The organism is Nitrosomonas oligotropha (genome assembly GCF_009833085.1).
Lineage (GTDB): Bacteria > Pseudomonadota > Gammaproteobacteria > Burkholderiales > Nitrosomonadaceae > Nitrosomonas > Nitrosomonas oligotropha.
This window is the reverse complement of the sequence record NZ_QRBZ01000039.1, coordinates 1-21,719: the sequence shown is the minus strand read 5'-3', so window position 1 is coordinate 21,719 and position 21,719 is coordinate 1. Positions and strand designations below refer to the sequence as shown.

Genomic DNA, 21,719 nt, shown 5'->3' with positions numbered 1-21,719 from the left:
GCCACATAAGAGTTTGAGTAATGCCACTCCTTATGAAATACTCAACGCTTATTTCTATCAACCTCTCTGTAAACAACCCTGAGATTTCTTACAGTTTAAATTTATCAATCGGTGGGAAAACGCAACGCCTGAAGGGCAACATTTTTCCGGTGACATCGTCATTACTACCATCGATCAAATATTCAGCGCCATCATCAGCCATAACAAAGTTAACACGTTGATCAATGTATTGAATGCTCATGTGGTATTCGATGAATTCCACGAATATGTCGCCATGCCTGCATTCAATCTATTGTTTGCCGAACTGGTCGAATGCAAAAAGTTGCAGGGCAGTATTGCCAATACTTTGCTGGTGTCCGCTACGCCACATTACTTCTTCCTGAATACCGTCATGGAGATCCAATCGGAAGACATCATCGAAATGCCCAGTTTCAACCCAAGCGAGTACCGCATTGAATTTAAGGTATTCGATGAAACGCAGCAGGACGAAGGCAATCCGTTGTATCAGCGCCAAAGTGGCAAAACCATCGTAATCAGCAATACTGCCCAAACCGCGCAAAAAAGCTTTATCCGCAATCAAAATACGGAGAACGCAATATTGTTGCATTCCAAGTTCAAGAAAAGCGACAAACAAAAACTGTTCAATGAAGTATACGAATCCTTCAAAAAAAACGGCACTCCAAAATATAATGTATTGCGAGCCGGGCCGATTGTGCAGGCATCGCTAAATATCACCAGCGACTACATGGTGTCCGAACTTACTACCGCTGAAAACTTTCTACAGCGTTTGGGCCGACTCGATCGATTCGGTGCCAATTCCACACCCAATATTTACAGTGTCGCTGTGCCGGAATTGATCCATCAAGGCAAAGGCACCGGAGCAGCCGCCCGATTCCTAAACCGGCAATATTCCTTTGCCGCCACCAAGGCTTGGTACAGTTTTTTGCAAACCGAAGAGATTGAAAACCAAATAATCGAATTGCCAAAGCTTTACTCGCTGTACCGTAAATTTCACGAAACAGAACTTGCCAAACAGGCGATGGAATCGGATTTATTGGCCTGCTTCAAACAAGGCGTGCAGTTGATTCGAAACAAAGTCGTCGATCCGATTACCATTCCACCGAAAAAAACGACCGAGAAAGGTCGCAGCAAAATAAGCAAACATTCTTTACGCGGCGAGAATCGGTTTGTGCAAATGGCGGTATGCGAGGTTAGCCAATGGCCAAAGATCGAATTCTTGAACGAATACGCTTACCAACCGCCAGTGAGTGATCGCGAACAATTCGACAATTTGACCGCGCCACTGGATGAAATCCAGGGTTACGGGGATAGCGATAGAAATCTGTTGGCTTACATGAAAAGCAAGCACCACAACATTATCGGCGGTCAGAAGGCTTTTAAGGATTTTATTTTGCTCAATGAAGCAAGAGATCCGGAATTTCCCGTTTACCTGAGCTATACCCCGGAAGGTATCGACCGGGTTGGCGGGGAAAGCGCTCGGCATAGTTATGCCATCTACTATGCAATGTGCGACAAACAGCCTATCGGCGCAATTTCAATCAAGCATTTAACAACTAACGAGGATTAAGCATGCAAAAAATTACCGGAATTAAAAGCGTGGATTTTAAGTAGTTGCTTATGGATATGGAGTGGTTAATTGGAATGGCCCGACAATAATTAGAAGTGAAGGAGACAGAGAAGATACTAAAAATCACTCAATGCCTAAACTTCGGGGTTATTCCAATTTAACTGGTGACAAATCACCAAATGGATTTTCTTTTAAGAAAGACCCGAGGGATATTAATTTTAGCGTTGCGACTGGAACACCAATGTATATCAGTCAGAATTGCATTCGTCATCATTTATTTAAAGATCATTCTTACGACTTGCATTATGCGAATAGCAATAATTTGTTGAGAGTGCTTAATTCAATTACAGGATTGATTCGTGGTTATGTTGTTCCCGCAAGTCAATATAAACGCACTAGCCCACTATTGCTTGAGGATTTCATCGAACAGAAGGGAAATGCAAATTTTGAACAATTCTCGTCATATTCGGTTGAAGAAATTGAAAATCCAGATGGCACCAAAGATTATAAGCGAGGCGAAAACTCAATTTTTTCTAAAACTACTTATGGAGACACAGAATATTTGGCTTACGGCTCTATCAGTATCGAACAACTTCAATTTATTTCGCTAGATAGAAAATTCGACCGAGCTACGATGCCTGAGAGAGACGGCGAAGGAAATAATATTGCCAAAGCTATGCAAGAATTCATTAAATCAATAGATCCTGATCGCAATCCTAAGGCGGAGTTTCATACGAACTATGTGCGTGGCGGTACGATATTTGAAGAAGGAGAACGGGGTATTTTATTGGATAACGAAGCTATTGATATTCTGGTCAAGGAAACACTACGCATGATTGAAGAACTTAGTATCCGCCAAGCCAAAGGCTATATGTATGTCGACAACTTGCTAGTCGATTACAACGACAGCAATAAAATGATGCGTATAAAGCGCAACTCAGCTGGAATTAACGAAGAACCCAAATCCCCTTATGCTATTTATTTTTATGCTAAATAAGGAAGAATCATGCGGATTACTATCAAATATGAAGCTTCCTGGCGAAATTCATTTTTGGAAGGCTCTAATAATGAACCGGTTCCAAAGGCAGGTAGAAATTTCATAGCAACAATAAAGACTCTTAAGGATAATCCCAAAAATTTCATTAAGCGTCAGATAACGTTAGACACTGTAATGGGCATATTAAATCGACTGATTGGAGATCAAAGAAAGCTTTATCAAGCTAGACAATCAAGAGATTATTTTTTTAAAAACCTTGAGAAACAGATAACATTTGAGGATAAACACGATTATTTAAAGCCGATAAATGACGAGGTTGTTTATCTTAGAAATGTTGGAAAAAGTGATGATCCTACTTCATTTATAGGAGCAGTAAAGGTTAATGATCCAATTTTTGTTTCTGAATATTCTAATGAACTCTGGGGGGTATTAACGCTTCGATTTGAAGAGTTATGTCAATTTATATGTAATGAAAATTATAAGATATTATCTCAACAGCAATTTGAGCCTTTTGTTATATACGGTTGTTTTAAAGAATTAAATGGACTTAAAAGTGTTGAGATAAATGCATCTATAGAGAATGCCCTGTTGGTTTTAAGTGAACATTTTTCTGGCATTGAATATCGTAAATCCAATAAAAAGGTGAAGCCGAGCGAACTATACTGTGGAGCCCTATATTTGCAGATAAAACGATTAAGCAAAACATTCGATATATGTAGGCAACTAACGAAGAGCGGTGTCATAAGCGGAATATCAAAACGTATATTCACAGCCAAGGATTTCATGGGCCAGTATTCAACAGGTGGTAAAAAACCAAGTTGGGGAAATCCCTATTTATTGTCAGAAAAGATAAAAGGTGCAGGTGAAGTTATCTCTTCATTAACCAAGGCCAATGGTACGCTGGATATTCTTCTCAACATTCCAGACGACAAAGCTGAACAACTAAAAAGAATGATTGATGACGCTGGTGTTTCCAGTTTTTATCTGGGTAAAAAAGGCTTGGCTTATGTTGACGTAATTCACTAATTGGGAGATACCATGAACTATTACCTTGAAATCAACTTATTACCGAATTATGAAGTCAATCTTTTTGGCCTCTGGTCCAAAACCTTTCAGCAAATCCACCTTGGACTGGTCGAAACACGGGATGTGCAAAAACGCGTGCCGATTGGTCTATCGTTTCCCGAATACAAGATAGGTGAAAAATTCGGAGTGCTAGGCAGCAAGCTTCGTTTGCTTGCTCCGGACGAAACTGTGTTGGTTCAGTTCGATGTTGGCAAACGATTAAGCCGCCTGAGCGATTATGTGCACTTCACCGGCATCCGCCCGGTACCAAGCGCAGTCAAAGGTTATGCCGTTTATCGGCGTGAACAACCGAAAACCGGTAAAGAACGCTTAGCTCGGCGTTATGCTAAGCGGCACAGCCTGGATTATGAGGCTGTGCTGAATAACAAGGTGGAATTGAGCATAAAACCTGAGATCGGAACGGTATCCGGGAAAGTACTTATGAGTTATGGCCAAATGCCTCATAAAATCGTGACCACACCGTTTATCCGGCTGACAAGCTTGAGCAGCGGTAATGCATTTTGTCTTTGGATCAAAAAAAGCGAAATGGAGCATAGCAATGATGGGGAGTTTTCTTCCTATGGCCTAAGCTCAACATCGACCGTACCAGAATTCTGACTCATTTTTTTAACGCTCCTTAACAATTTATAAGAATCAGCCAGTTGTGATGTAAGTGTTATAGGATGGTCTCTGGTCGAGAATTATCCTGTACACTACGCCACGACTGGCTTTCTGTATTTTTGTAGTCAGTTCGCTGCCGCACAGGCAGCTTAGAAAATATCGGGAAAGGTTCGAGCACTCTATCGTTTGTTCGCTGCCGCACAGGCAGCTTAGAAAGGTACTATTGCGGAATTCTGTCGCGCCAATTTGTTCGCTGCCGCACAGGCAGCTTAGAAAATATCATGGCGCTGGTGTAGATGGCGTTAAATGTTCGCTGCCGCACAGGCAGTTTAATCGATACGTTCGTTCCAAATTACAAAGCGAGATTGTTGTTTTGCAGGTTATAAATTCTTTCGATAACCGGGCAGCAATTGATTCGTCGGGCTTGAAAGATCGCGTCCTAATGTCAAATCGGCGACCTGCTTTCCATCGTCAGAACATAATGTTATAGTTGGTCTGACAGATAGTCAGACAAGAGGATGAGTGATGAGAATAACGGTGCGGATTGATGACAGTTATGAACAAAAAATCAAAGTCATTCAGCAAAGAACACACCTCAATACTACGGATGTCATTAAACAAGCTATTGATTTGATGTATGAGAAGGCGGAATTGAGCGCAAAGGAAAAAAACCAGAAATTAATAGAAATGTTGGCGGGTACGGCTAAAGGTCCGGAGGATTTATCGACTACTTATAAAGAATGTCTTGATCAGGGCTGGGAAGAGAAGCATGGTATTAAGTGACACTGGATTCTGGCTTGCATTCTTTAACGCTAATGATCGGTTTCATGCAATGGCTGTGGAACGAATGCAGAAGTTGGAAGAGGCTTTGATAACCACCTGGCCTGTCATTACTGAAACCAGTTATTTGTTAGGTAAACGCCTGGGTGTTTCAAATCAATTACGATTTATTTCGGCTTTAGAGACGGGTTATATCGAGGTTTTTGATCTGCAAACTTCACATTTAATCCGAATTCGCCAATTAATTAAACAATACGAAGATTTGCCTATGGATTTAGCCGATGCATCTTTAGTCTTGCTTGCGGAAGAGTTAGGACACGGTCAAATTCTTTCCACCGATGTGCGAGATTTTGAAACCTATCGCTGGAAAAATCATCATCCATTCCAAAATTTGCTATTGCCCGATGACTGATGTTACCGCCGCTTAAATCCATTTTTCCAAAAGATGCCAATCCAACAACCCAAATGCCTGGGCGCAGTGCAAAACAAAAAGATAGTAGTTTTTATCAGTAAGATTGGATTCTTCAAATCCAAGAAACGCTGATTTGCTGAATGAATGTGGAATTTTGGGGTGGTGGCGAATCAGGGATTTGAACCCCGGACCAACGGATTATGATTCCGCTGCTCTAACCACTGAGCTAATTCGCCATATGCTAAAACGCAAGGGCAGCATTGTGCCTTTGAGGGGGTGGATTGTCAAGATCAAAAATGTGGATTGACAAGGGTTTATGCGTGTTTTCATGGGATTGGGCGATGTTGGCGGGTGGTTTGAAGCGGGTGGGCGACAAGTGTGAACAGTGAATGCAATGCACGCTTATCATGAAGTTAAAGTTTGTGTTACCCGTCCATAACAAAGCGGCTGTATAATCAATTCCATGAAATTCGATATGATAGTGATCGGTGGCGGACTGGTAGGTGCAAGCCTGGTGGCGGCGCTGAAGGATAGCGGTTTGAAGATGGCGTTGATCGAGCCGCATGCATCCATGCCGTTGCCGCAGGATGACAGCTGGGATAGCCGGGTGTACGCGATCAGTCCGGGTAGCGTGGCTTTTCTGCAGGAACTGGGCGTGTGGCAGTTGATGGAGGCCGAGCGCTTAGCGCCGGTTTATGAGATGGCGGTGTTTGGCGATGACAATACCGCGCATATTACCTTCAGCGCATACGAGATCGGTATACCGGAGCTGGCATTTATCGCTGAGAACCGCCAATTGCAAACGGCGGTGTGGGAAGCACTCAAATCCTCGAATGAAAATCTGCATATTTTTTGTCCGGCGAAATGTACCGCGATTACCTGGCATGAATCGCATGTCGAGGTGCAACTGGAAGATGGCAGCCAGCTTGAAGCCGCTTTGGTGGTGGGCGCAGACGGTGTGAATTCCTGGGTGCGCAAGCAAGCGGAGATTGACGTGTCGCGTCATGCGTATAACCAGATCGGTGTGGTCGCCAATTTCAGCACGGAACGGCCGCATCGCCAGATTGCCCATCAATGGTTCAGGCGCGACGGTGTGCTGGCGTTGTTGCCGCTTCCCGACAAGCGGGTGTCGATGGTGTGGTCGACAACCGAGGATCATGCGGATTTTCTGCGTAATTTACCTGCGGATGAACTTTGCCATCGTGTCGAGGAAGCTGCTTCGCATACCCTGGGTAAATTGCAGTTGATTACTGCGCCCGTGGGTTTTCCGCTGAATTTTGTGCACGTGGAGAAGCTGATCAAACCGCGATTGGTGCTGATCGGCGATGCAGCGCACGGTATTCATCCGCTGGCCGGGCAGGGGGTGAATCTGGGATTGCGCGATACCCGCGAGCTGGCGGCGATCCTCAATGCGCGCGGGATGCGGACGGATTGCGGCGATTTTATGCTGCTGCGGCGTTACGAGCTGGCGCGCAAGGAAGATATTCTGGCGCTGGAGCTGGTCACCGACGGATTGCAGAAACTGTTCAATAATTCCAATCCGACCTTGGCGCGTTTGCGCAATCTCGGGCTTGAAATCACCAACCGCTTGCCGCTGATCAAAAATCGCTTGATGCAGCACGCTTTGAATTAAATTTTATTTTCTAACACTGGAGTCATTATGGCCACGCGCTTAAAGCTTTTCATCTCAATTCTGGCAATCAGTTTTTTCTCCGGATCCGCCTGGGCCGATGAAGAAGCGTTAAGGAAAGCCATTCAACCGCATTTTGCCGGGAGCACTATCGATAGCGTGAAGAAAACGCCTTACCTTGGTTTGTATGAAGTGGTTGTCGGAGACGAAGTGTTTTATACCGATGATAAAGCGGATTTTTTCTTCTTCGGCCATGTGATCAATACCAAAACCCGAGTGAGCATGACCAACGAGCGCATCCAGGAAATCAAATCGGCGCGGCGCGTGCCATTGGAATCACTGCCGTTGCAGCATGCCATCAAGGTCGTCAAAGGCGACGGCAAGCGCAAGCTGGCGGTGTATACCGATCCCAATTGCCCGTATTGCAAGCAATTGGAGAAAGAACTGGTGAACATCAACAATGTGACGATCTACACGCTGCTTTATCCGGTATTGAAAGGTTCGATGGAATTGTCGAAAAAAATCTGGTGTTCCAAGGATCAAATCAAAGCCTGGGATGACTTTATGCTGAAGGGCGTTGCGCCATCCAGTTCAGAGTGCGACACACCGCTGGATGCCCTGGTGAAATCAGGTCATGAGAATAAAGTTACCGGCACGCCGACGTTGGTTTTTGCCGACGGTTCGATTGTCGGCGGGATGATTCCCGCTGCGACCATCGAGGAAAAACTGGAAAGCGCGAGCAAGAGCAAATAAATTTCAAGCAAATGGTTTAAAAAAAGCTTGCCGGGGAAATCCGGCAAGCTTTTTTATTGCCGTGAGAGTGCGGGTGGCTTAGCGTCGCGCGGCATCAACAGCCACATTTTTCCGCGCTGTTTCATTTTCCCTGCCTGATTACCGGCTTCATGGCCGAATCCCCAGAAGAAGTCCGCACGGATGCCGCCTTTGATGGCGCTGCCGACATCTTGCGCCACCATCAGGCGGTTCAGCGGTTTGTTGCTGTTGGGCCAGGTGGTTGCCAGAAATACCGGCGCGCCTTGCGGGATCGACAGCGGATCGATCGCGATGCTGCGCCCGGCGGTCAACGGCACGCCCAAAGCGCCGATCGGTCCGGATAAATCGGACGGCAGTTCGCGGAAAAATACGTAACGGGCATTTTGCTGCAATAATTCGGGCAGTTTTTTAGGGTTTTGCTGCCCCCATTGCTTGATGCCCTGCATGGAGGCTTTTTCCAGCGGCAATTCGCCGCGTTCGACCAGAAGCTTGCCGATCGAGTTATACGGGTAGCCGTTTTGCTCGGCGAAACCGATTTTCATCGTCTCCCCGCTATCGAGCACAATCCGGCCGGAACCTTGCACGTGCAGGAAAAACAGCTCAACTTCGTCTTCCACCCACAGGAGTTCGTAGCCATTCAGCAATTTCGGGTTATTCATGATGTCTGCCCGGCTGTGATAAGGGACGACTTTGCGTCCATTCAGACGGCCGCGCAAACGCAGGTCTTTCAATTCCGGATACGCCGTGCCTAGCTCGATGGTGAGCAAATCATCCGGTGCGGCATACACTGGGTAGCGGTAACGGCTTGAGGGTTTGCGGCTGCCTTTCAGCAGGGGCTCGTAGTAGCCGGTGATCAACCCTTCTTCGGTATTGTCGGTATTGATGACTTGATACGGCGTGAAATAGGTTTCAAAAAAGTTTCTCAACGCGGCGTTATCGGTTTTCTTCAATGTCCCGGCCAGTCTGCAAGTTTCCTTCCAAGCCGGTTGTTTGCTTAAAGCCGTGCAGCTTTTCTGGAACGCTTGCCATGCCGGTTGCAGATCGTCGTGTTTCCAGCCGGTCAATGCAGACCACTGAACGCGTTTGTGCACCGATTTTGTCAGCGGCTTTTCCGCTGGTGGCGGTGCGACCACTTCCGCCGGTTCGCTGGGCGGCAGCGTGGGACTGATGGTTCCGGTGGCGCAAGCGGTGAGCAGCAGGTATGAAGCGGCAATAATAAAACTTAATTGGTTTTTCATCGGATTTTGGTTAGAGTAACGGTCTGATTTTAACTTGAGCGTATCTTACATTATGAATTGGTGGTGGCTTGTAATCGAAGCGGCAGTGGCGATGGGTTTGTTTTTGTTTGTCATCTGGTGGACCATGTTCTCAGGCAGAAAGAAGAAGGACGATGACAACAAGGATCAATAGATGACAAGCCATATCTCAGGTTCGTCGTGACTGCTCTGCTATAAATACCGCCAGACTGCGGTTGCGCTACACCGGATTTTCAATATCGATAAACTGATGCTGGATGCCGAATTTCTGCGCGATGTGATCGCCCACTGCTTGCACACCGTACCGCTCGGTCGCATGATGCCCCGCCGCGATAAATGCAACACCGGATTCACGCGCGGCATGCACGTTCTGCTCCGAGATCTCGCCGGTAATATAGGCATCCACACCCAACTGAATGGCCGCGTCGAAATAACCTTGCGCGGCGCCGGTACACCACGCGATCTGCCGGATGGGCTTGTCGGGATCGCCGATGATCATCGGCTTGCGTAACAACGTGCGGGATATTTTCTCAGCCAATGCGCTTAACGTCGTGACTTGCGCTAATTCTCCCTGAGCGGCGATGTCCTGTTCGCCAAACCGGCCGGTTTCGATCAATCCCAGTTTTTTCCCCAGAATGGCATTGTTGCCTAAATGCGGATGCACATCCAACGGTAGATGATAAGCGAATAAATTGATGTGCTGCTGCATCAGCAGCGCGATGCGGCGGCTTTTCATGCCGGTGATGCGCATGTCCTCGCCGCGCCAGAAATAGCCGTGATGCACGAGAATGGCATCCGCCTTGGCTGCGGCAGCGGCTTGCAGCAGATCGAGCGAGGCGGTGACGCCGCTGATCATGATATGAATGCTGTCGCGCCCTTCCACTTGCAGGCCATTTGGGCAATAATCATGAAAACGGGATATGTCCAGTAATTGGTTCAGATGATTTTCCAGTTCATCTCGATGCATTGATTTTTCTCCTTGGCGCATATACTACACCGCAATCAATTCATTTCCGCGGCTATTTTAATTTTGGAGTAACGAGCTTTGATGTACAGACTCTGGTTGATTTTTGCACAAACGGCGGCAGTATTGCTGGCTATTTTTTTTGTGATTTCCACGTTACGGCCGGAGTTGCTGCCGTTGAAGCCGCGCGGAGAAATCGTGACCATCCGGGAAGCCGCGCCAGCGGTTGAGGCGGATAGGCCGGACAGTTATTCCAGAGCGGCGGAGGTTGCCATGCCGTCGGTGGTGAATATTTTCACCAGCAAAGAAACCAAGGAACCGTCGCATCCTTTGCTGGACGATCCCGCGTTCCGGCGGTTTTTTGGCGAACAATTCGAATCCCGGCCGAAGCGTACGTCAAGCCTGGGTTCCGGTGTGATCGTCAGCGCGAACGGTTATATCCTGACCAATCATCATGTGGTCGAAGCCGCGGATGAGGTTGAAATCGCCTTGCTCGACGGCAGAAAAGCCAAGGCCAAATTGATTGGCTCCGATCCGGAAACCGATCTGGCGGTGCTGAAAACCGATTTGCAGGATTTGCCGGTCATCACATTCGGGCAATCGCAGCAAGTCAAGATTGGCGATGTCGTGCTCGCGGTCGGCAATCCTTTCGGTGTCGGGCAAAGCGTTACCATGGGCATTGTCAGCGCTTTGAGCAGAAGCCGGGTCGGTATCAATACCTTTGAAGATTTCATTCAAACCGATGCCGCGATCAATCCCGGTAATTCCGGCGGCGCGCTGACCGATACATCGGGCAATTTGATCGGTATCAATACGGCGATCTATTCCCGCAGCGGCGGCTCGTTGGGTATCGGCTTCGCGATTCCGGTGCATATCGCCAAGCAGATTATGGAGCAAATTGTTCAAACCGGCGGCGTGACGCGCGGCTGGCTGGGCGTCAGTATGCAAGATATGACGCAGGAGCTGGCGGAATCGTTCGGTCTGGAGCAGCCCAACGGCGCGCTGATCGCCAGCGTGCTGAAAGACGGCCCGGCGGACAAGGCCGGCATCAAGGCGGGCGATATTTTGATTGCGATCTCGGGCAAACCGCTTAAGAATTCGTCCGAAATGCTCAATGTAGTGGCCGCGCTGGCGCCGGGTGAAACCGCGACGGTTACGGTAATCCGCAACAAGCAGGAAAAATCGATTCCGATCAAAGTCGGCGTGCGTCCTAAACAGAAGTAACCGCATGCCAGCATTCTAAAATGTGATGATGCCAATTAAAATTTATGAAAAATCTATTACCCGCTAACGGATTCATATCCGTCATCGCGCAGTGGTTTAGCGCCAATATTCTGGCGCTCGGACGGGAAATGCGCTTGTCTTATCTGCCGCCGCTGATGGTGTACGTCGCCGCCGGTATCTCGGGTTTGACGGGTATTGTGGGCATGTTTTACGTTAAGGAAAAGCTTGGTTTGTCCGCCGAGTTTTTGGCCATGCTGGGATTCTGGATGATGTTGCCGTGGGCGCTCAAGATGCCGCTGGGACATCTGGTCGATCTGGTCTGGCGCTGGAAGGGTTTGCTGGTGTATCTGGGCGCCAGCCTGATCATGCTTAGTCTGCTCATTATGATTGGCTTGCTCGGGCACACCGAAGCCATGGTTGCGATGGCTCCAGTGGAAACCTGGTATGTGTTATCCGCGTTGCTGGCGCCGATCGGTTATGTGTTGCAGGATGTGGTTGCGGATGCGATGACCGTTGAAGCAGTGCCGCGCGTCGACGAGAACGGTAATAAACTGGACGCGGAAAAACTCAAACTGATGCACGTCACCATGCAGACTTTGGGCCGCGTCGCCATCATTGGCGGCGGCGTGCTGGTATCCGTTGCCAACGTTGTTTTGCTGCGCGACGCCGGATCCTTGCCGGAAGTGGAAAAGGACGCGGTGTATCTGCTGGTTTACGAGCTGGCTTTGATCATTCCGGCGGTTTCTATTTTCGGTGTAGTGTTTGCTTCCTGGTTGCAGCGGCGTGAACGCAAGCGCTTTCAGGCGCAGGGGTATAACCGGCAGGAAGTGGATAAATTGCTCGGCATGCATTCGGAGCCGCCCGCGATTAACTGGTGGATTCTCGGCGGCGGATTGGTTTTTACCGTCATGTCGCTGGGTGTTGGGGTTAGTGGTGTATCCGGCGGAGAAGAAATCGTGTTTGCGGTTTCCATGGCGATTATCGTGTTTCTGATGTGGCGGTTGACTGGGGAACTCGAGCCCGATGCGCGCAATGTGCTGGTCGGAACCGCCGTGATGATTTTCATTTTCCGTGCGATTCCCAGTCCCGGTGCGGGTTCCACCTGGTGGATGATCGATGAACTGGGATTCGATCAGCAATTTCTGGCGGTTTTATCCTTGATCGGCGCCGTGCTGACGCTGTTCGGCATGTTTATTTTCCGCCGCTTCATGGCGGAACGATCGATTGCGTATATCATCGGTTTTCTCACCATCGTGAGCAGCTTCCTGTCGTTGCCGATCGTCGGCATGTACTTTGGTCTGCACGAGTGGACGGCGGCGATGACGGGCGGTGTTGTCGATGCGCGCTTCATTGTGCTGATCGATACCGCGCTGGAGTCGCCATTGGGGCAAATTGCCATGATTCCGATGCTCGCATGGATCGCCAATTCCGCGCCGGAGAAACTCAAAGCCACCTTTTTTGCCGTGATGGCATCGTTTACCAACCTGGCGTTGTCGGCTTCGCAACTGGGCACCAAGTATCTCAATCAGATCTACGAAGTGAAACGCGAAGTGAAAGATATGGCAACCGGACAGATCACCGTTCCCGCCGATTACAGCGAGCTGGGGCATTTATTGATTACGGTGACCATCATCGGCTTTGTTCTGCCGCTGGTTACGATTCTGATCGTTAAGCATTCGCGTTTCCGCAATGCTTGACCGGTTTGATTGAGCAGTTGCTTGTTTCCGCGCAAGTACTTGAAAGTTCACATACTCGCTAAATTAATTTTAACCGGATCCGATATCACATGAACCTGCCTACATAGCAGCTTATGTATGCAGGTTTTTTTTAATCCGCAAAAACTGAAGCGCTGATTTTACTGTGTGCATCAGTATTTGCTTTTGATAAAGGAGAAGTTATGCAGAAATTGTTTCTAATGATAACTCTGGTATTCCTGCTGACCGGCACTGCATTTGCAGCTGTCAATATCAATACGGCAACGCAAGCGGAGCTTGAGTCCCTGCAAGGGATCGGCCCCGCTAAGGCAAAAGCGATCATTGACTATCGCGAAAAAAGCGGTGCTTTTGCTTCCGTGGATGATTTGGCGAAAGTGAGTGGAATCGGTGCGGGAACGCTCAAGCAATTGCGTGATGCGGTTACTGTCGAAGGCGAGAAAAGCGCAGAAGCTCCAGCAAAACCGGAGTAGTTTGTCATAGTGGATTAAGAAACCCCCTCTGAAGTTATTCAGAGAGGGTTTTTATTTGCGTGATGACATTGTTTCAAAGCCGGTGGCAGCTTGTGCGATAATCTAGTCTATCTGTAAAAAAGTCTGAATTCATGTATAAAACGATTGAGAATTTTGTTGGCAATACGCCTCTCGTAAGACTCAAGCATCTGCCCGGAACAACCCGTAATGTCATTCTCGCCAAACTTGAAGGCAATAATCCGGCGGGATCGGTGAAAGACCGTCCGGCGCTGTCGATGATTTCGCATGCGCAGAAGCGCGGTGAAATTAAACCGGGCGATACCCTGATCGAGGCCACCAGCGGCAACACCGGCATCGCACTGGCGATGGCTGCCGCGATGATGGGTTACCGCATGGTGCTGGTGATGCCGGAAAACCTCAGTATCGAGCGGCGGCAATCGATGAGCGCCTACGGCGCGGAAATCATATTGACGCCGAAAAGCGGCGGGATGGAGCAAGCACGCGATCTGGCTGAGAAAATGCGTGCCGAAGGACAGGGGATTATTCTCGATCAATTCGCCAATCCGGATAATCCGCTGGCGCATTATGAAACTACCGCGCCGGAGATTTGGCGCGATACCCAAGGAAAAATCACCCATTTTGTCAGCAGCATGGGAACCACCGGAACGATCATGGGCTGCTCGCGGTTTTTTAAAGAACAACAAACGCCGGTGAAAGTGATCGGCGTGCAGCCGGAAGAAGGCGCGCAGATTCCCGGTATCCGCAAATGGTCACCGGCGTATTTACCGAAAATTTTCGATGCCAAGCAAGTGGATGACATGATTTACGTGTCTCAACCGGAAGCGGAAGAGATGACGCGCCGTTTGGCGCGCGAAGAGGGTATTTTTGCCGGAATCTCATCCGGCGGCGCATTGGTTGCGGCGTTACGCGTATCCGCCACGGTTGAAAACGCCGTGATCGTATTCATTGCATGCGACCGTGGCGACCGCTATTTGTCAACCGGTGTTTTTGCTGCGTAGCGATGGCGCCGGTTGCGGTATCATTACCACTCCGGTTTTGAATAAATCATGTTAAACGATAATTTTTCACTGCCCGTTCGGGTTTATTATCAGGATACCGATGCGGGTGGCGTGGTCTATCACTCAACCTATCTGAACTTCATGGAACGGGCGCGCTATGAATGGCTCAGGGCGCTGGGATTCAATGTGCACGCCATGGTTGAAGTGCACAACATACTGTTCATGGTGCGTTCGCTCGAGGTTGAATATTTGAAACCCGCCATTCTGGATGATTTGTTGCATGTGTCGGTTGCGGTGACAGAAGTCGGTAGAAGCCGGATTGCGTTATTTCAGGAAATAATATGCAATCATGTCAAATTAGTGAGTGCCACGATTCAGGTGGTGTGTGTCGGTGCGGATACGCTTAAGCCAGTGCGGATTCCTGCGCCATTACGTGAGAAAATTGGGAAAGTCGCATGAGTACAACAGTAACACAAGATATGTCGTTTCTTCATCTGATCACCAGCGCCAGTGTGCTGGTGCAGCTGGTGATGCTGATTCTGATCTTGATTTCGCTTTCATCGTGGTGGTTTATTTTCCGGAAATTATTCGTCATCCGCTATGAAATCAAGAAAACCGATGATTTCGAGGATATTTTCTGGCGCGGTGTCGACTTGAATGCATTGCATCAGCGCATCATCAGTTCGCGTTATGAATCGGGCAGCCTGGAACGCATCTTCGCCGCCGGTTTCGGCGAATTCACCAAGCACCCCGCCGGCTCCGATCTCGACGCGGTGATGGAAAGCACGCGCCGGGCCATGCGTGCTACCTATCAACGGGAAATGGATTATCTGGAATCGCATCTGTCGTTTCTGGCGACCGTCGGATCGGTCAGTCCTTACATCGGCCTGTTCGGCACCGTATGGGGCATTATGAATTCCTTCCGCAGCTTATCGAGCGTTACCCAGGCGACCATCGCCCATGTCGCGCCGGGAATTGCCGAAGCGCTGATCGCCACGGCGATGGGATTGTTCGCCGCCATTCCGGCGGTGGTTGCTTACAACCGCTACGCCAGCCGGACGGATCAACTGGCGACACGGTTTGAAAGCTTCATGGAAGAATTGTCCAATGTGTTGCAACGGCGAGCAGCTGAGTAAACAAGACTGAGAGGTTTTTATGGCGCGTCGTGCCAAACATAGATTAATGAACGAGATCAATGTAGTGCCTTACATTGATGTGATGCTGGTGCTGCTGATCATTTTTATGATCACGGCGCCGATGATCAACCACGGGCAGATTGAATTGCCGCAAATCGGCAAATCATTGGCGACACCGGCGATTCCGCTGGAAGTCATTATCAAAGCGGATGGCAGCCTGACGTTGCGGGATCGCGCCAAAACAACTACGGAACAAAAAGTGGACCGGAATCAGCTGATCGAAGCGATCAAGCAAAAACAAGCGCAAAATGCCGATCAACCGGTAGTCATCGCCGCAGACAAAAATGTACGCTACGAAGAAGTCATTAAAGTGATGGATATTCTGCAGCAGAACCAAGTGCAGAAAGTAGGTTTGCTGGCTCAACAGAAATGAACGATTGGTAATGAGTTCGAGCGTCCCGCGCAATTTCCCCCATTCAGAACCGAGATCATTATTGGCAGGTGTGCTGGCGGTGCTGGTGCATCTGCTGTTCATTGCATTACTGGTTTTTGGTGTGAGCTGGAAAGATCATCCGCCGGAAGGGATGATGGTCGATATCTGGACCGAATTGCCCAAACCTGTGCAGGAACCGGTAAAAACGCAAGCGCCGCCGAAGCAGCCTAAGCCTGTGCCGGAGCCTGTGAAACCCGAACCGGAACCACCCAAGCCGGAACCTGTTAAACCCGAGCCGCCGAAGCCGGAGCCACCTAAGCCCGAACCGCCCAAACCGGAACCGGCCAAGCCCGAGCCGCAAAAAGCGGCGGTGGCAGCGCCGGTCAAGAAACCGGATATTGCGATGAAACAGAAGCCCGAGCCGGTTAAAGAAAACAAGCCGGATTTGGAAGAACAAAAGAAAAAAGAACAGGAAAAGATTAAAGAGCAAGAAAAACAAAAAGAGCTGGAGAAGAAGAAAGAGCTTGAGAAAAAGAAAGGGTTAGAGAAGCAAAAAGAACTCGAAAAGCAGAAAGAACTGGAGAAACAACAAGAAATAGCGAAACAAAAAGAAGCCGAGAAACAGAAAGCGCTGGAGAAACAGAAGGAATTACAGAAACAGAAAGAAAAAGAACTGGCGGCGCAACGGCAGCGTGAGCAGGAAGCCAAGGCGCAGCGCGAAGCGGAAGCGCAACGCGCCGCGCAGCAGGCTGCGGCAAGGAATCAGATAACAGGTGAGATCGGCAAATATAAGGCGCTGATTCTTGCCAAAATCCGGAGCAGAATCGTGATGCCGCCGGATCTGCCTGGTAATCCGGTTGCCGAGTTCAGTGTCACGCTGCTGCCGGGCGGGGATATTCTCGATGTCAGGCTGAGTAAAAGCAGCGGACACGCCGCTTTTGACAGCGCGGTGGAGCGGGCGATCTTTTTGTCCAAGCCGTTGCCGTTACCGCCTGATCCTGCACTGTTTAACGAGTTTCGCAACCTGAATATTACCGTGCATTATCGTGAATGATTGTTATAATCAGCCGGTAATTTTTTGTTTTTTGAAAATTTAATGCCTATGTCAATTAATTGGTTCCAATCTATTCGTGCCGCATCGATTCTGCTTTTATGCTTGATCAGCGCACACTCGCATGCGCAGCTGAACATCGAAATTTTTGGCGGTGGCGCATCCCGTATTCCGATTGCGATCGTTCCTTTCGCCGATGAAAATAAACTGCAGCAAAGCATCACGGCAGTCATTGGCGCCGATTTGCAACGCACCGGATTGTTCAGGTTGATCGACCCCGCCGGGTTATCGCCGCATGCACCGGTGGAAGTCGTATATCCCGACTGGGCCAACCGTGGCGCCAATGCATTAGTGATCGGCCGCGTGGCTGCTGTATCCGGCGATCAGGTGGAAATACAGTTCCGTTTGATGGATGTGGCCAAGAAATCGCAACTGACCGGATTGGCGATCACGGTTTCCACGTCACAATTGCGCGCCGCGGCGCACCGGATTGCGGATGTCATTTATGAAGCGTTGACCGGCGATGTGGGTGTTTTTAGCACACGGATCGCTTATGTATTGAAACGCGGTAACAAATATGCCTTGCAAGTGGCCGATGCGGATGGCTATAACGCGCAATCGATCATTGAATATACCGAGCCGATCATTTCACCGGCATGGTCGCCTGACGGCAAGCAATTGGCCTACGTTTCGTTTGAAAATAAAAAACCGATTGTCTATGTGCAAACATTGGCAACCCGGGAGCGCAGAGCGGTTGCCAGCTTCAAAGGCAGCAACAGCGCACCGGCCTGGTCGCCCGATGGTAAGCGATTGGCTGTGGTGTTGACCGGCCAGGGCGGATCGCAAATTTTTCTGGTGAATGCCGATGGCAGCGGTTTGCAAAGGCTGAGCCGAAGTTCCGGGATCGATACCGAACCCAATTTTTCGCCGGACGGAAGGTATATTTTGTTTACCTCCGATCGTGGCGGCAGTCCGCAAGTTTATCGCATGGCGGTAGGGAGTTCGGAATCCGGCAATGCCGACCGGCTTACTTTCGAGGGCAGCTACAATGTCAGCCCGGATTATAGCCAGGACGGTAAAAGCTTCACTTTTATCCACCGTAACAATGGCCAATTCAATGTCGCGGTGCAGGATATCGGTTCGCGCCAGGTGCAGATACTGACAAACTCCAAATTCGACGAATCACCCAGTTTTGCCCCTAATGGCAAGATGATCTTGTATGCAACCGAGATTAACGGGCATGGTATATTATCCGCTGTTTCCAGGGATGGACAGACAAGGCAGCATCTGACAGTACAGACCGGCGATATCCGGGAACCGGCCTGGGGTCCCTTGCCAACTTGGAAGTAATATTTTTATTTTAAAGGAGTTATAAATGAGAAAACTATTAGGTATTTCATTGATCGTTTTGTTATCGGCGTGCGCCAGTCAAACAACGCAACCCGAAGTGGATGATCTAACCGCAGGCTCGGGCGCTGGCGCCGGTTTGGGTGGCAGCGACTTGGGCGGATCCGGTTCAGGCAGACCGGGCTATTTCAGTCAACTGAATGATCCTAACAGTATCCTGTCGCAACGCAGCGTTTATTATGACTACGATAGCTATAGCGTCAAAAGCGAATACCGCGAACTGGTGCTGTCGCACGCCCGGTTCTTACGCGACAACGCCAGCGCCAGCGTAATTCTGCAAGGAAATACCGATGACCGTGGCAGCCGTGAATACAATCTGGCTCTGGGTCAACGCCGTGCCGATAGCGTCAAGAACATGATGACTTTATCCGGCGCCCGTGATGCGCAAATTGAATCGGTCAGCCTGGGTGAAGAAAAACCGCGCGCGCTGGGACACGGTGAATCGGCATGGAGTCAAAACCGCCGCACCGATATCCTGTACCGGGGTGAATAAACATGCTGATACGCGCTTTCCTTCTGCTGGTATTGCTGAGTTGTAATGTCAGCTATGCCGCATTGTTTGGCGATGATGAAGCACGTGAGCAGATTAACGCATTACGTAAACAAGTGAAAGAAATGGAAGCGCGTGTTGCCAAGATGGAAGAGGCGCTGAACAGCCAGGCTTTACTCGAGCTTTATTCAAAAGTTGAAACGCTGGAACAGCAATTGGGAAAGCTCAACGGGCAAATAGAAATGCTGGGTAACGATAATGCGCTGTTACAAAAACGGCAACGGGATTTCTATATCGATCTGGATAACCGCCTGCGCCAGATCGAACAGCAATCTCCTCAAAAACGATCTCCTACTTCTCACCTGGATCTCAACAAAGGCACAGCCAGCAGCGCGGCTGCGCCTTCTTCACCTTCGCCAAGCGAACAAGCCGCCGCCGCGCCACCGCTAGATGCCGATACGGCAATGCCGGAATCGCCATCATCCGAAGTGGCGGATGCTTCCGTGACTCAGGATTCCGGTGCGGTAGCCGCGAATGAGCTGACGCCACCGGGAACTACAGAAAGTGGTGCTTATAAAGCAGCATCCGATTTATTCAGAAATGGTGAATACGCTAATGCAATCGCGCAATTTGAAAGCTTCCTGGAAAATTATCCGCAATCCAATTTAGCGCCGGGCGCCGCGTATTGGATCGGCAATGCGCGTTATGCGCTGCGCGATTACCAATTGGCGATCGATGCGCAAAGAAAATTGATCAGCAAATACCCCACGAGCAACAAAGTGCCGGATGCGTTGCTGAATATCGCCTCCAGTCAGCTGGAAATGGGGGATAGCAAGGTAAGCAAGCAAACCCTGGAAAATTTGCTGGCAAAATATCCGCAGAGCGACGCCGCCAAAAAAGCCAAACAACGTCTGGCTAACATCAAGTAAATTCCCGCTTTTTCCCATAGCTGTTCAATCGCTGTTTCCTGCATTACCCGCAAAGCAATATAATCAGTCTTTTTTTCAAGCGATCCATCATCATGCAAGTGTTAGAGACAACAGTCTTGCGTATCAGTGAGATTTTCTTTTCCTTACAAGGCGAAACCAGCCGGATTGGCTTGCCGACCGTGTTTGTGCGCCTGACGGGATGCCCGTTACGCTGCGGCTATTGCGACACCGCGTATGCGTTTAGCGGCGGCGAGAATCTATCGATCGCGGAGATACTGCGTCAGGTAGCCCGGTATAAAACGTGCTATGTAACCGTCACCGGCGGCGAGCCATTGGCGCAGAAGGCATGCCTGGTTTTGCTGACGGCGTTATGCGATGCGGACTATTCCGTATCGCTGGAAACCAGCGGCGCGCTCGATTTATCCCAGGTCGATACGCGGGTATCGAAGATTATGGATATCAAAACACCCGGCTCGGGCGAGGTTTCCAAAAATAACTGGCGTAATCTCGAATACCTGACGCCGCAGGACGAAATCAAATTTGTACTGCGCGACGAAGCAGATTATCAATGGGCTTGCGAGCTTATCCGAAGCAGACAGTTACAGCCGATATGCCCGATCCTTTTTTCTCCCGTTTATGAAAGCCTTGATCCTGCTCAATTGGCTTCCTGGATATTGCGCGACCAATTGCCTGTCCGGATGCAGGTTCAATTGCATAAAATTCTGTGGGGCGAGGGGCCGGGGCGGTGAAGTTTTTAGTGTTTTTCTGGCTGGATTAAATCATGAAGAAAGCGGTGGTATTACTCTCCGGTGGTCTCGATTCCGCAACGGCTTTGGCGATTGCAGGTGACCAGGGTTATCAATGCTATGCGCTGAGTATCGATTACGGCCAGCGGCACCGGTCGGAATTGGATGCGGCGCAGAATGTCGCTCGATCTTTGAAGGCGGCTGCACACCAAGTAGTTAAACTGGATCTCACCGCTTTTGGCGGATCGGCGCTGACCGATCAGGCCATCGAAGTGCCAACAGGCGGGGCAGAAGCGGACATTCCGGTTACGTATGTACCCGCGAGAAACACGATCATGCTGTCACTGGCGCTGGCTTGGGCGGAAACGCTGCAAAGTCAGGATATTTTTGCGGGTGTGAACGCCGTCGATTATTCCGGCTACCCGGACTGTCGCCCGGAGTACATTCAAGCCTTCGAGAAAATGGCGAATTTGGCAACCAAGGCAGGGATTGAAGGCAAGAAACTCACCATTCATACGCCCCTGATGCATTTGTCCAAAAAAGAAATCATCAGAACCGGACTGGCCTTGGGTGTGGACTTCAGCTTGACGGTGTCGTGCTATCAAGCGGATGAAGCGGGGCGCGCTTGCGGAGTGTGTGATTCCTGCCGGATTCGTAAAGCGGGATTTGCTGCGGCGGGAAAATCCGATCCAGTAAATTACCTTGCTTAAGTTTTTTTGCATGATTTATTTGTTTTCACTAACTATAACTGTAAGGAGGTATATGAAGTTAAGAAATCTTATAAAAATAATTGGATTGGCGAGTTTCTTTCTTGCTGCACCCGCTGGCGCCGACATTAAGCTGATTGCCAAAGTTGATCAGACTGCGGCAGGTTTTCCATCGCATTTTAGTTATAAGGATTTGAAGGAGCCAGTTATCGGACCATCCGGTCATGTCGCCTTTGCAGGGCTAGCTTTTGATGGAAGGACTTATACAAAGGCGGTTTGGGCAGGATTGCCGGGGGGGGGGGGGGGGG

24 protein-coding genes, 1 tRNA gene and 1 pseudogene are annotated in these 21,719 nt (G+C 49.4%); 22 read left to right on the top strand and 4 right to left on the bottom strand.

Features of this window, described 5'->3' with window-relative positions; translation table 11 throughout:
* Nucleotides 1-88 precede the first annotated feature (88 nt).
* Nucleotides 89-262 carry a hypothetical protein gene (locus ABD07_RS12765; RefSeq protein WP_160818604.1) on the bottom strand — a complete coding sequence of 58 codons (174 nt, stop codon included), beginning with the start codon at nt 260-262 and terminating at the stop codon, nt 89-91.
* 12 nt (nt 263-274) lie between these two features.
* On the opposite strand from ABD07_RS12765, the gene ABD07_RS12760 reads away from it, so the two are divergent.
* The 6 genes and pseudogenes from ABD07_RS12760 to ABD07_RS12735 all read left to right on the top strand — a co-directional run bounded on the left by ABD07_RS12760 (nt 275) and on the right by ABD07_RS12735 (nt 5,463).
* Nucleotides 275-1,588: a helicase-related protein gene (locus ABD07_RS12760; RefSeq protein ID WP_160818603.1), complete on the top strand. Its 1,314-nt coding sequence runs from the start codon at nt 275-277 to the stop codon at nt 1,586-1,588.
* Between the two features lie 55 nt (nt 1,589-1,643).
* Nucleotides 1,644-2,585, top strand: a pseudogene (gene cas7fv, locus ABD07_RS12755) (type I-Fv CRISPR-associated protein Cas7fv); the annotation flags it as partial.
* A 9-nt stretch (nt 2,586-2,594) separates the two neighbouring features.
* A complete protein-coding gene (cas5fv, locus tag ABD07_RS12750; RefSeq protein WP_160818602.1) occupies nt 2,595-3,611 on the top strand; it encodes a type I-Fv CRISPR-associated protein Cas5fv in 1,017 nt (338 codons plus the stop codon).
* Nucleotides 3,612-3,623: 12 nt separating this feature from the next.
* A complete protein-coding gene (gene cas6f, locus ABD07_RS12745) occupies nt 3,624-4,268 on the top strand; it encodes a type I-F CRISPR-associated endoribonuclease Cas6/Csy4 (protein WP_160818601.1) in 645 nt (214 codons plus the stop codon).
* Between the two features lie 528 nt (nt 4,269-4,796).
* Entirely contained in the window at nt 4,797-5,054 is a 258-nt protein-coding gene (locus tag ABD07_RS12740) for a hypothetical protein (RefSeq protein WP_160818600.1), read from the top strand.
* Nucleotides 5,041-5,463 carry a type II toxin-antitoxin system VapC family toxin gene (locus ABD07_RS12735; RefSeq protein ID WP_160818599.1) on the top strand — a complete coding sequence of 141 codons (423 nt, stop codon included), beginning with the start codon at nt 5,041-5,043 and terminating at the stop codon, nt 5,461-5,463. The genes ABD07_RS12740 and ABD07_RS12735 overlap by 14 nt, the downstream gene beginning before the upstream one ends.
* 160 nt (nt 5,464-5,623) lie before the next feature.
* On the opposite strand, the gene ABD07_RS12730 is transcribed toward ABD07_RS12735, so the two are convergent.
* Nucleotides 5,624-5,699, bottom strand: a tRNA-Met gene (locus ABD07_RS12730).
* A gap of 227 nt (nt 5,700-5,926) precedes the next feature.
* Here ABD07_RS12730 and ABD07_RS12725 point away from each other — a divergent pair.
* Together ABD07_RS12725 and ABD07_RS12720 are read left to right on the top strand one after the other, a co-directional pair.
* Nucleotides 5,927-7,096 carry a UbiH/UbiF family hydroxylase gene (locus ABD07_RS12725; protein WP_108697640.1) on the top strand — a complete coding sequence of 390 codons (1,170 nt, stop codon included), beginning with the start codon at nt 5,927-5,929 and terminating at the stop codon, nt 7,094-7,096.
* Nucleotides 7,097-7,123: 27 nt separating this feature from the next.
* The gene (locus ABD07_RS12720) at nt 7,124-7,846 is read left to right on the top strand and encodes a DsbC family protein (protein WP_160818598.1); all 723 of its coding nucleotides are present in this window, start codon (nt 7,124-7,126) and stop codon (nt 7,844-7,846) included.
* A gap of 53 nt (nt 7,847-7,899) precedes the next feature.
* On the opposite strand, the gene mltA is transcribed toward ABD07_RS12720, so the two are convergent.
* Together mltA and ABD07_RS12710 are read right to left on the bottom strand one after the other, a co-directional pair.
* Nucleotides 7,900-9,102 (bottom strand): murein transglycosylase A, encoded by a 1,203-nt coding sequence (gene mltA, locus ABD07_RS12715; RefSeq protein WP_160818597.1) that lies wholly within the window; start codon nt 9,100-9,102, stop codon nt 7,900-7,902.
* Nucleotides 9,103-9,340: 238 nt separating this feature from the next.
* Entirely contained in the window at nt 9,341-10,087 is a 747-nt protein-coding gene (locus ABD07_RS12710) for a Nif3-like dinuclear metal center hexameric protein (protein WP_160818596.1), read from the bottom strand.
* Nucleotides 10,088-10,168: 81 nt separating this feature from the next.
* On the opposite strand from ABD07_RS12710, the gene ABD07_RS12705 reads away from it, so the two are divergent.
* The 14 genes from ABD07_RS12705 to ABD07_RS12640 all read left to right on the top strand — a co-directional run.
* Nucleotides 10,169-11,308: a Do family serine endopeptidase gene (locus ABD07_RS12705; protein ID WP_193566064.1), complete on the top strand. Its 1,140-nt coding sequence runs from the start codon at nt 10,169-10,171 to the stop codon at nt 11,306-11,308.
* Between the two features lie 44 nt (nt 11,309-11,352).
* Entirely contained in the window at nt 11,353-13,005 is a 1,653-nt protein-coding gene (locus tag ABD07_RS12700; protein ID WP_160818594.1) for a folate/biopterin family MFS transporter, read from the top strand.
* 200 nt (nt 13,006-13,205) lie between these two features.
* Nucleotides 13,206-13,493: a ComEA family DNA-binding protein gene (locus ABD07_RS12695; RefSeq protein ID WP_108697646.1), complete on the top strand. Its 288-nt coding sequence runs from the start codon at nt 13,206-13,208 to the stop codon at nt 13,491-13,493.
* 131 nt (nt 13,494-13,624) lie between these two features.
* On the top strand, nt 13,625-14,512 hold the full coding sequence (gene cysM / locus ABD07_RS12690) for a cysteine synthase CysM (protein WP_160818593.1): 888 nt from the start codon (nt 13,625-13,627) through the stop codon (nt 14,510-14,512).
* Between the two features lie 48 nt (nt 14,513-14,560).
* Nucleotides 14,561-14,971: a tol-pal system-associated acyl-CoA thioesterase gene (gene ybgC / locus ABD07_RS12685; RefSeq protein WP_108697648.1), complete on the top strand. Its 411-nt coding sequence runs from the start codon at nt 14,561-14,563 to the stop codon at nt 14,969-14,971.
* Complete coding sequence (gene tolQ, locus ABD07_RS12680; protein WP_108697649.1) at nt 14,968-15,648, top strand: protein TolQ; 681 nt, start codon at nt 14,968-14,970, stop codon at nt 15,646-15,648. The genes ybgC and tolQ overlap by 4 nt, the downstream gene beginning before the upstream one ends.
* Nucleotides 15,649-15,667: 19 nt before the next feature.
* Nucleotides 15,668-16,081, top strand: a complete 414-nt coding sequence (gene tolR, locus ABD07_RS12675) for a protein TolR (RefSeq protein WP_160818592.1) — start codon at nt 15,668-15,670, stop codon at nt 16,079-16,081.
* 10 nt (nt 16,082-16,091) lie between these two features.
* Nucleotides 16,092-17,135, top strand: coding sequence for a cell envelope integrity protein TolA (tolA, locus tag ABD07_RS12670; RefSeq protein ID WP_160818591.1), 1,044 nt, complete (start codon nt 16,092-16,094; stop codon nt 17,133-17,135).
* 48 nt (nt 17,136-17,183) lie between these two features.
* Nucleotides 17,184-18,482, top strand: coding sequence for a Tol-Pal system beta propeller repeat protein TolB (gene tolB / locus ABD07_RS12665; RefSeq protein ID WP_160818605.1), 1,299 nt, complete (start codon nt 17,184-17,186; stop codon nt 18,480-18,482).
* A gap of 25 nt (nt 18,483-18,507) precedes the next feature.
* The gene (gene pal / locus ABD07_RS12660) at nt 18,508-19,032 is read left to right on the top strand and encodes a peptidoglycan-associated lipoprotein Pal (RefSeq protein WP_108697653.1); all 525 of its coding nucleotides are present in this window, start codon (nt 18,508-18,510) and stop codon (nt 19,030-19,032) included.
* A 2-nt stretch (nt 19,033-19,034) separates the two neighbouring features.
* The gene (gene ybgF / locus ABD07_RS12655) at nt 19,035-19,958 is read left to right on the top strand and encodes a tol-pal system protein YbgF (protein ID WP_160818590.1); all 924 of its coding nucleotides are present in this window, start codon (nt 19,035-19,037) and stop codon (nt 19,956-19,958) included.
* Nucleotides 19,959-20,050: 92 nt separating this feature from the next.
* On the top strand, nt 20,051-20,707 hold the full coding sequence (gene queE, locus ABD07_RS12650) for a 7-carboxy-7-deazaguanine synthase QueE (RefSeq protein ID WP_160818589.1): 657 nt from the start codon (nt 20,051-20,053) through the stop codon (nt 20,705-20,707).
* A 32-nt stretch (nt 20,708-20,739) separates the two neighbouring features.
* Complete coding sequence (queC, locus tag ABD07_RS12645) at nt 20,740-21,414, top strand: 7-cyano-7-deazaguanine synthase QueC (RefSeq protein ID WP_160818588.1); 675 nt, start codon at nt 20,740-20,742, stop codon at nt 21,412-21,414.
* 52 nt (nt 21,415-21,466) lie between these two features.
* Nucleotides 21,467-21,719: hypothetical protein (locus ABD07_RS12640; RefSeq protein WP_160818587.1), on the top strand; the 253-nt coding region annotated here is incomplete at its 3' end.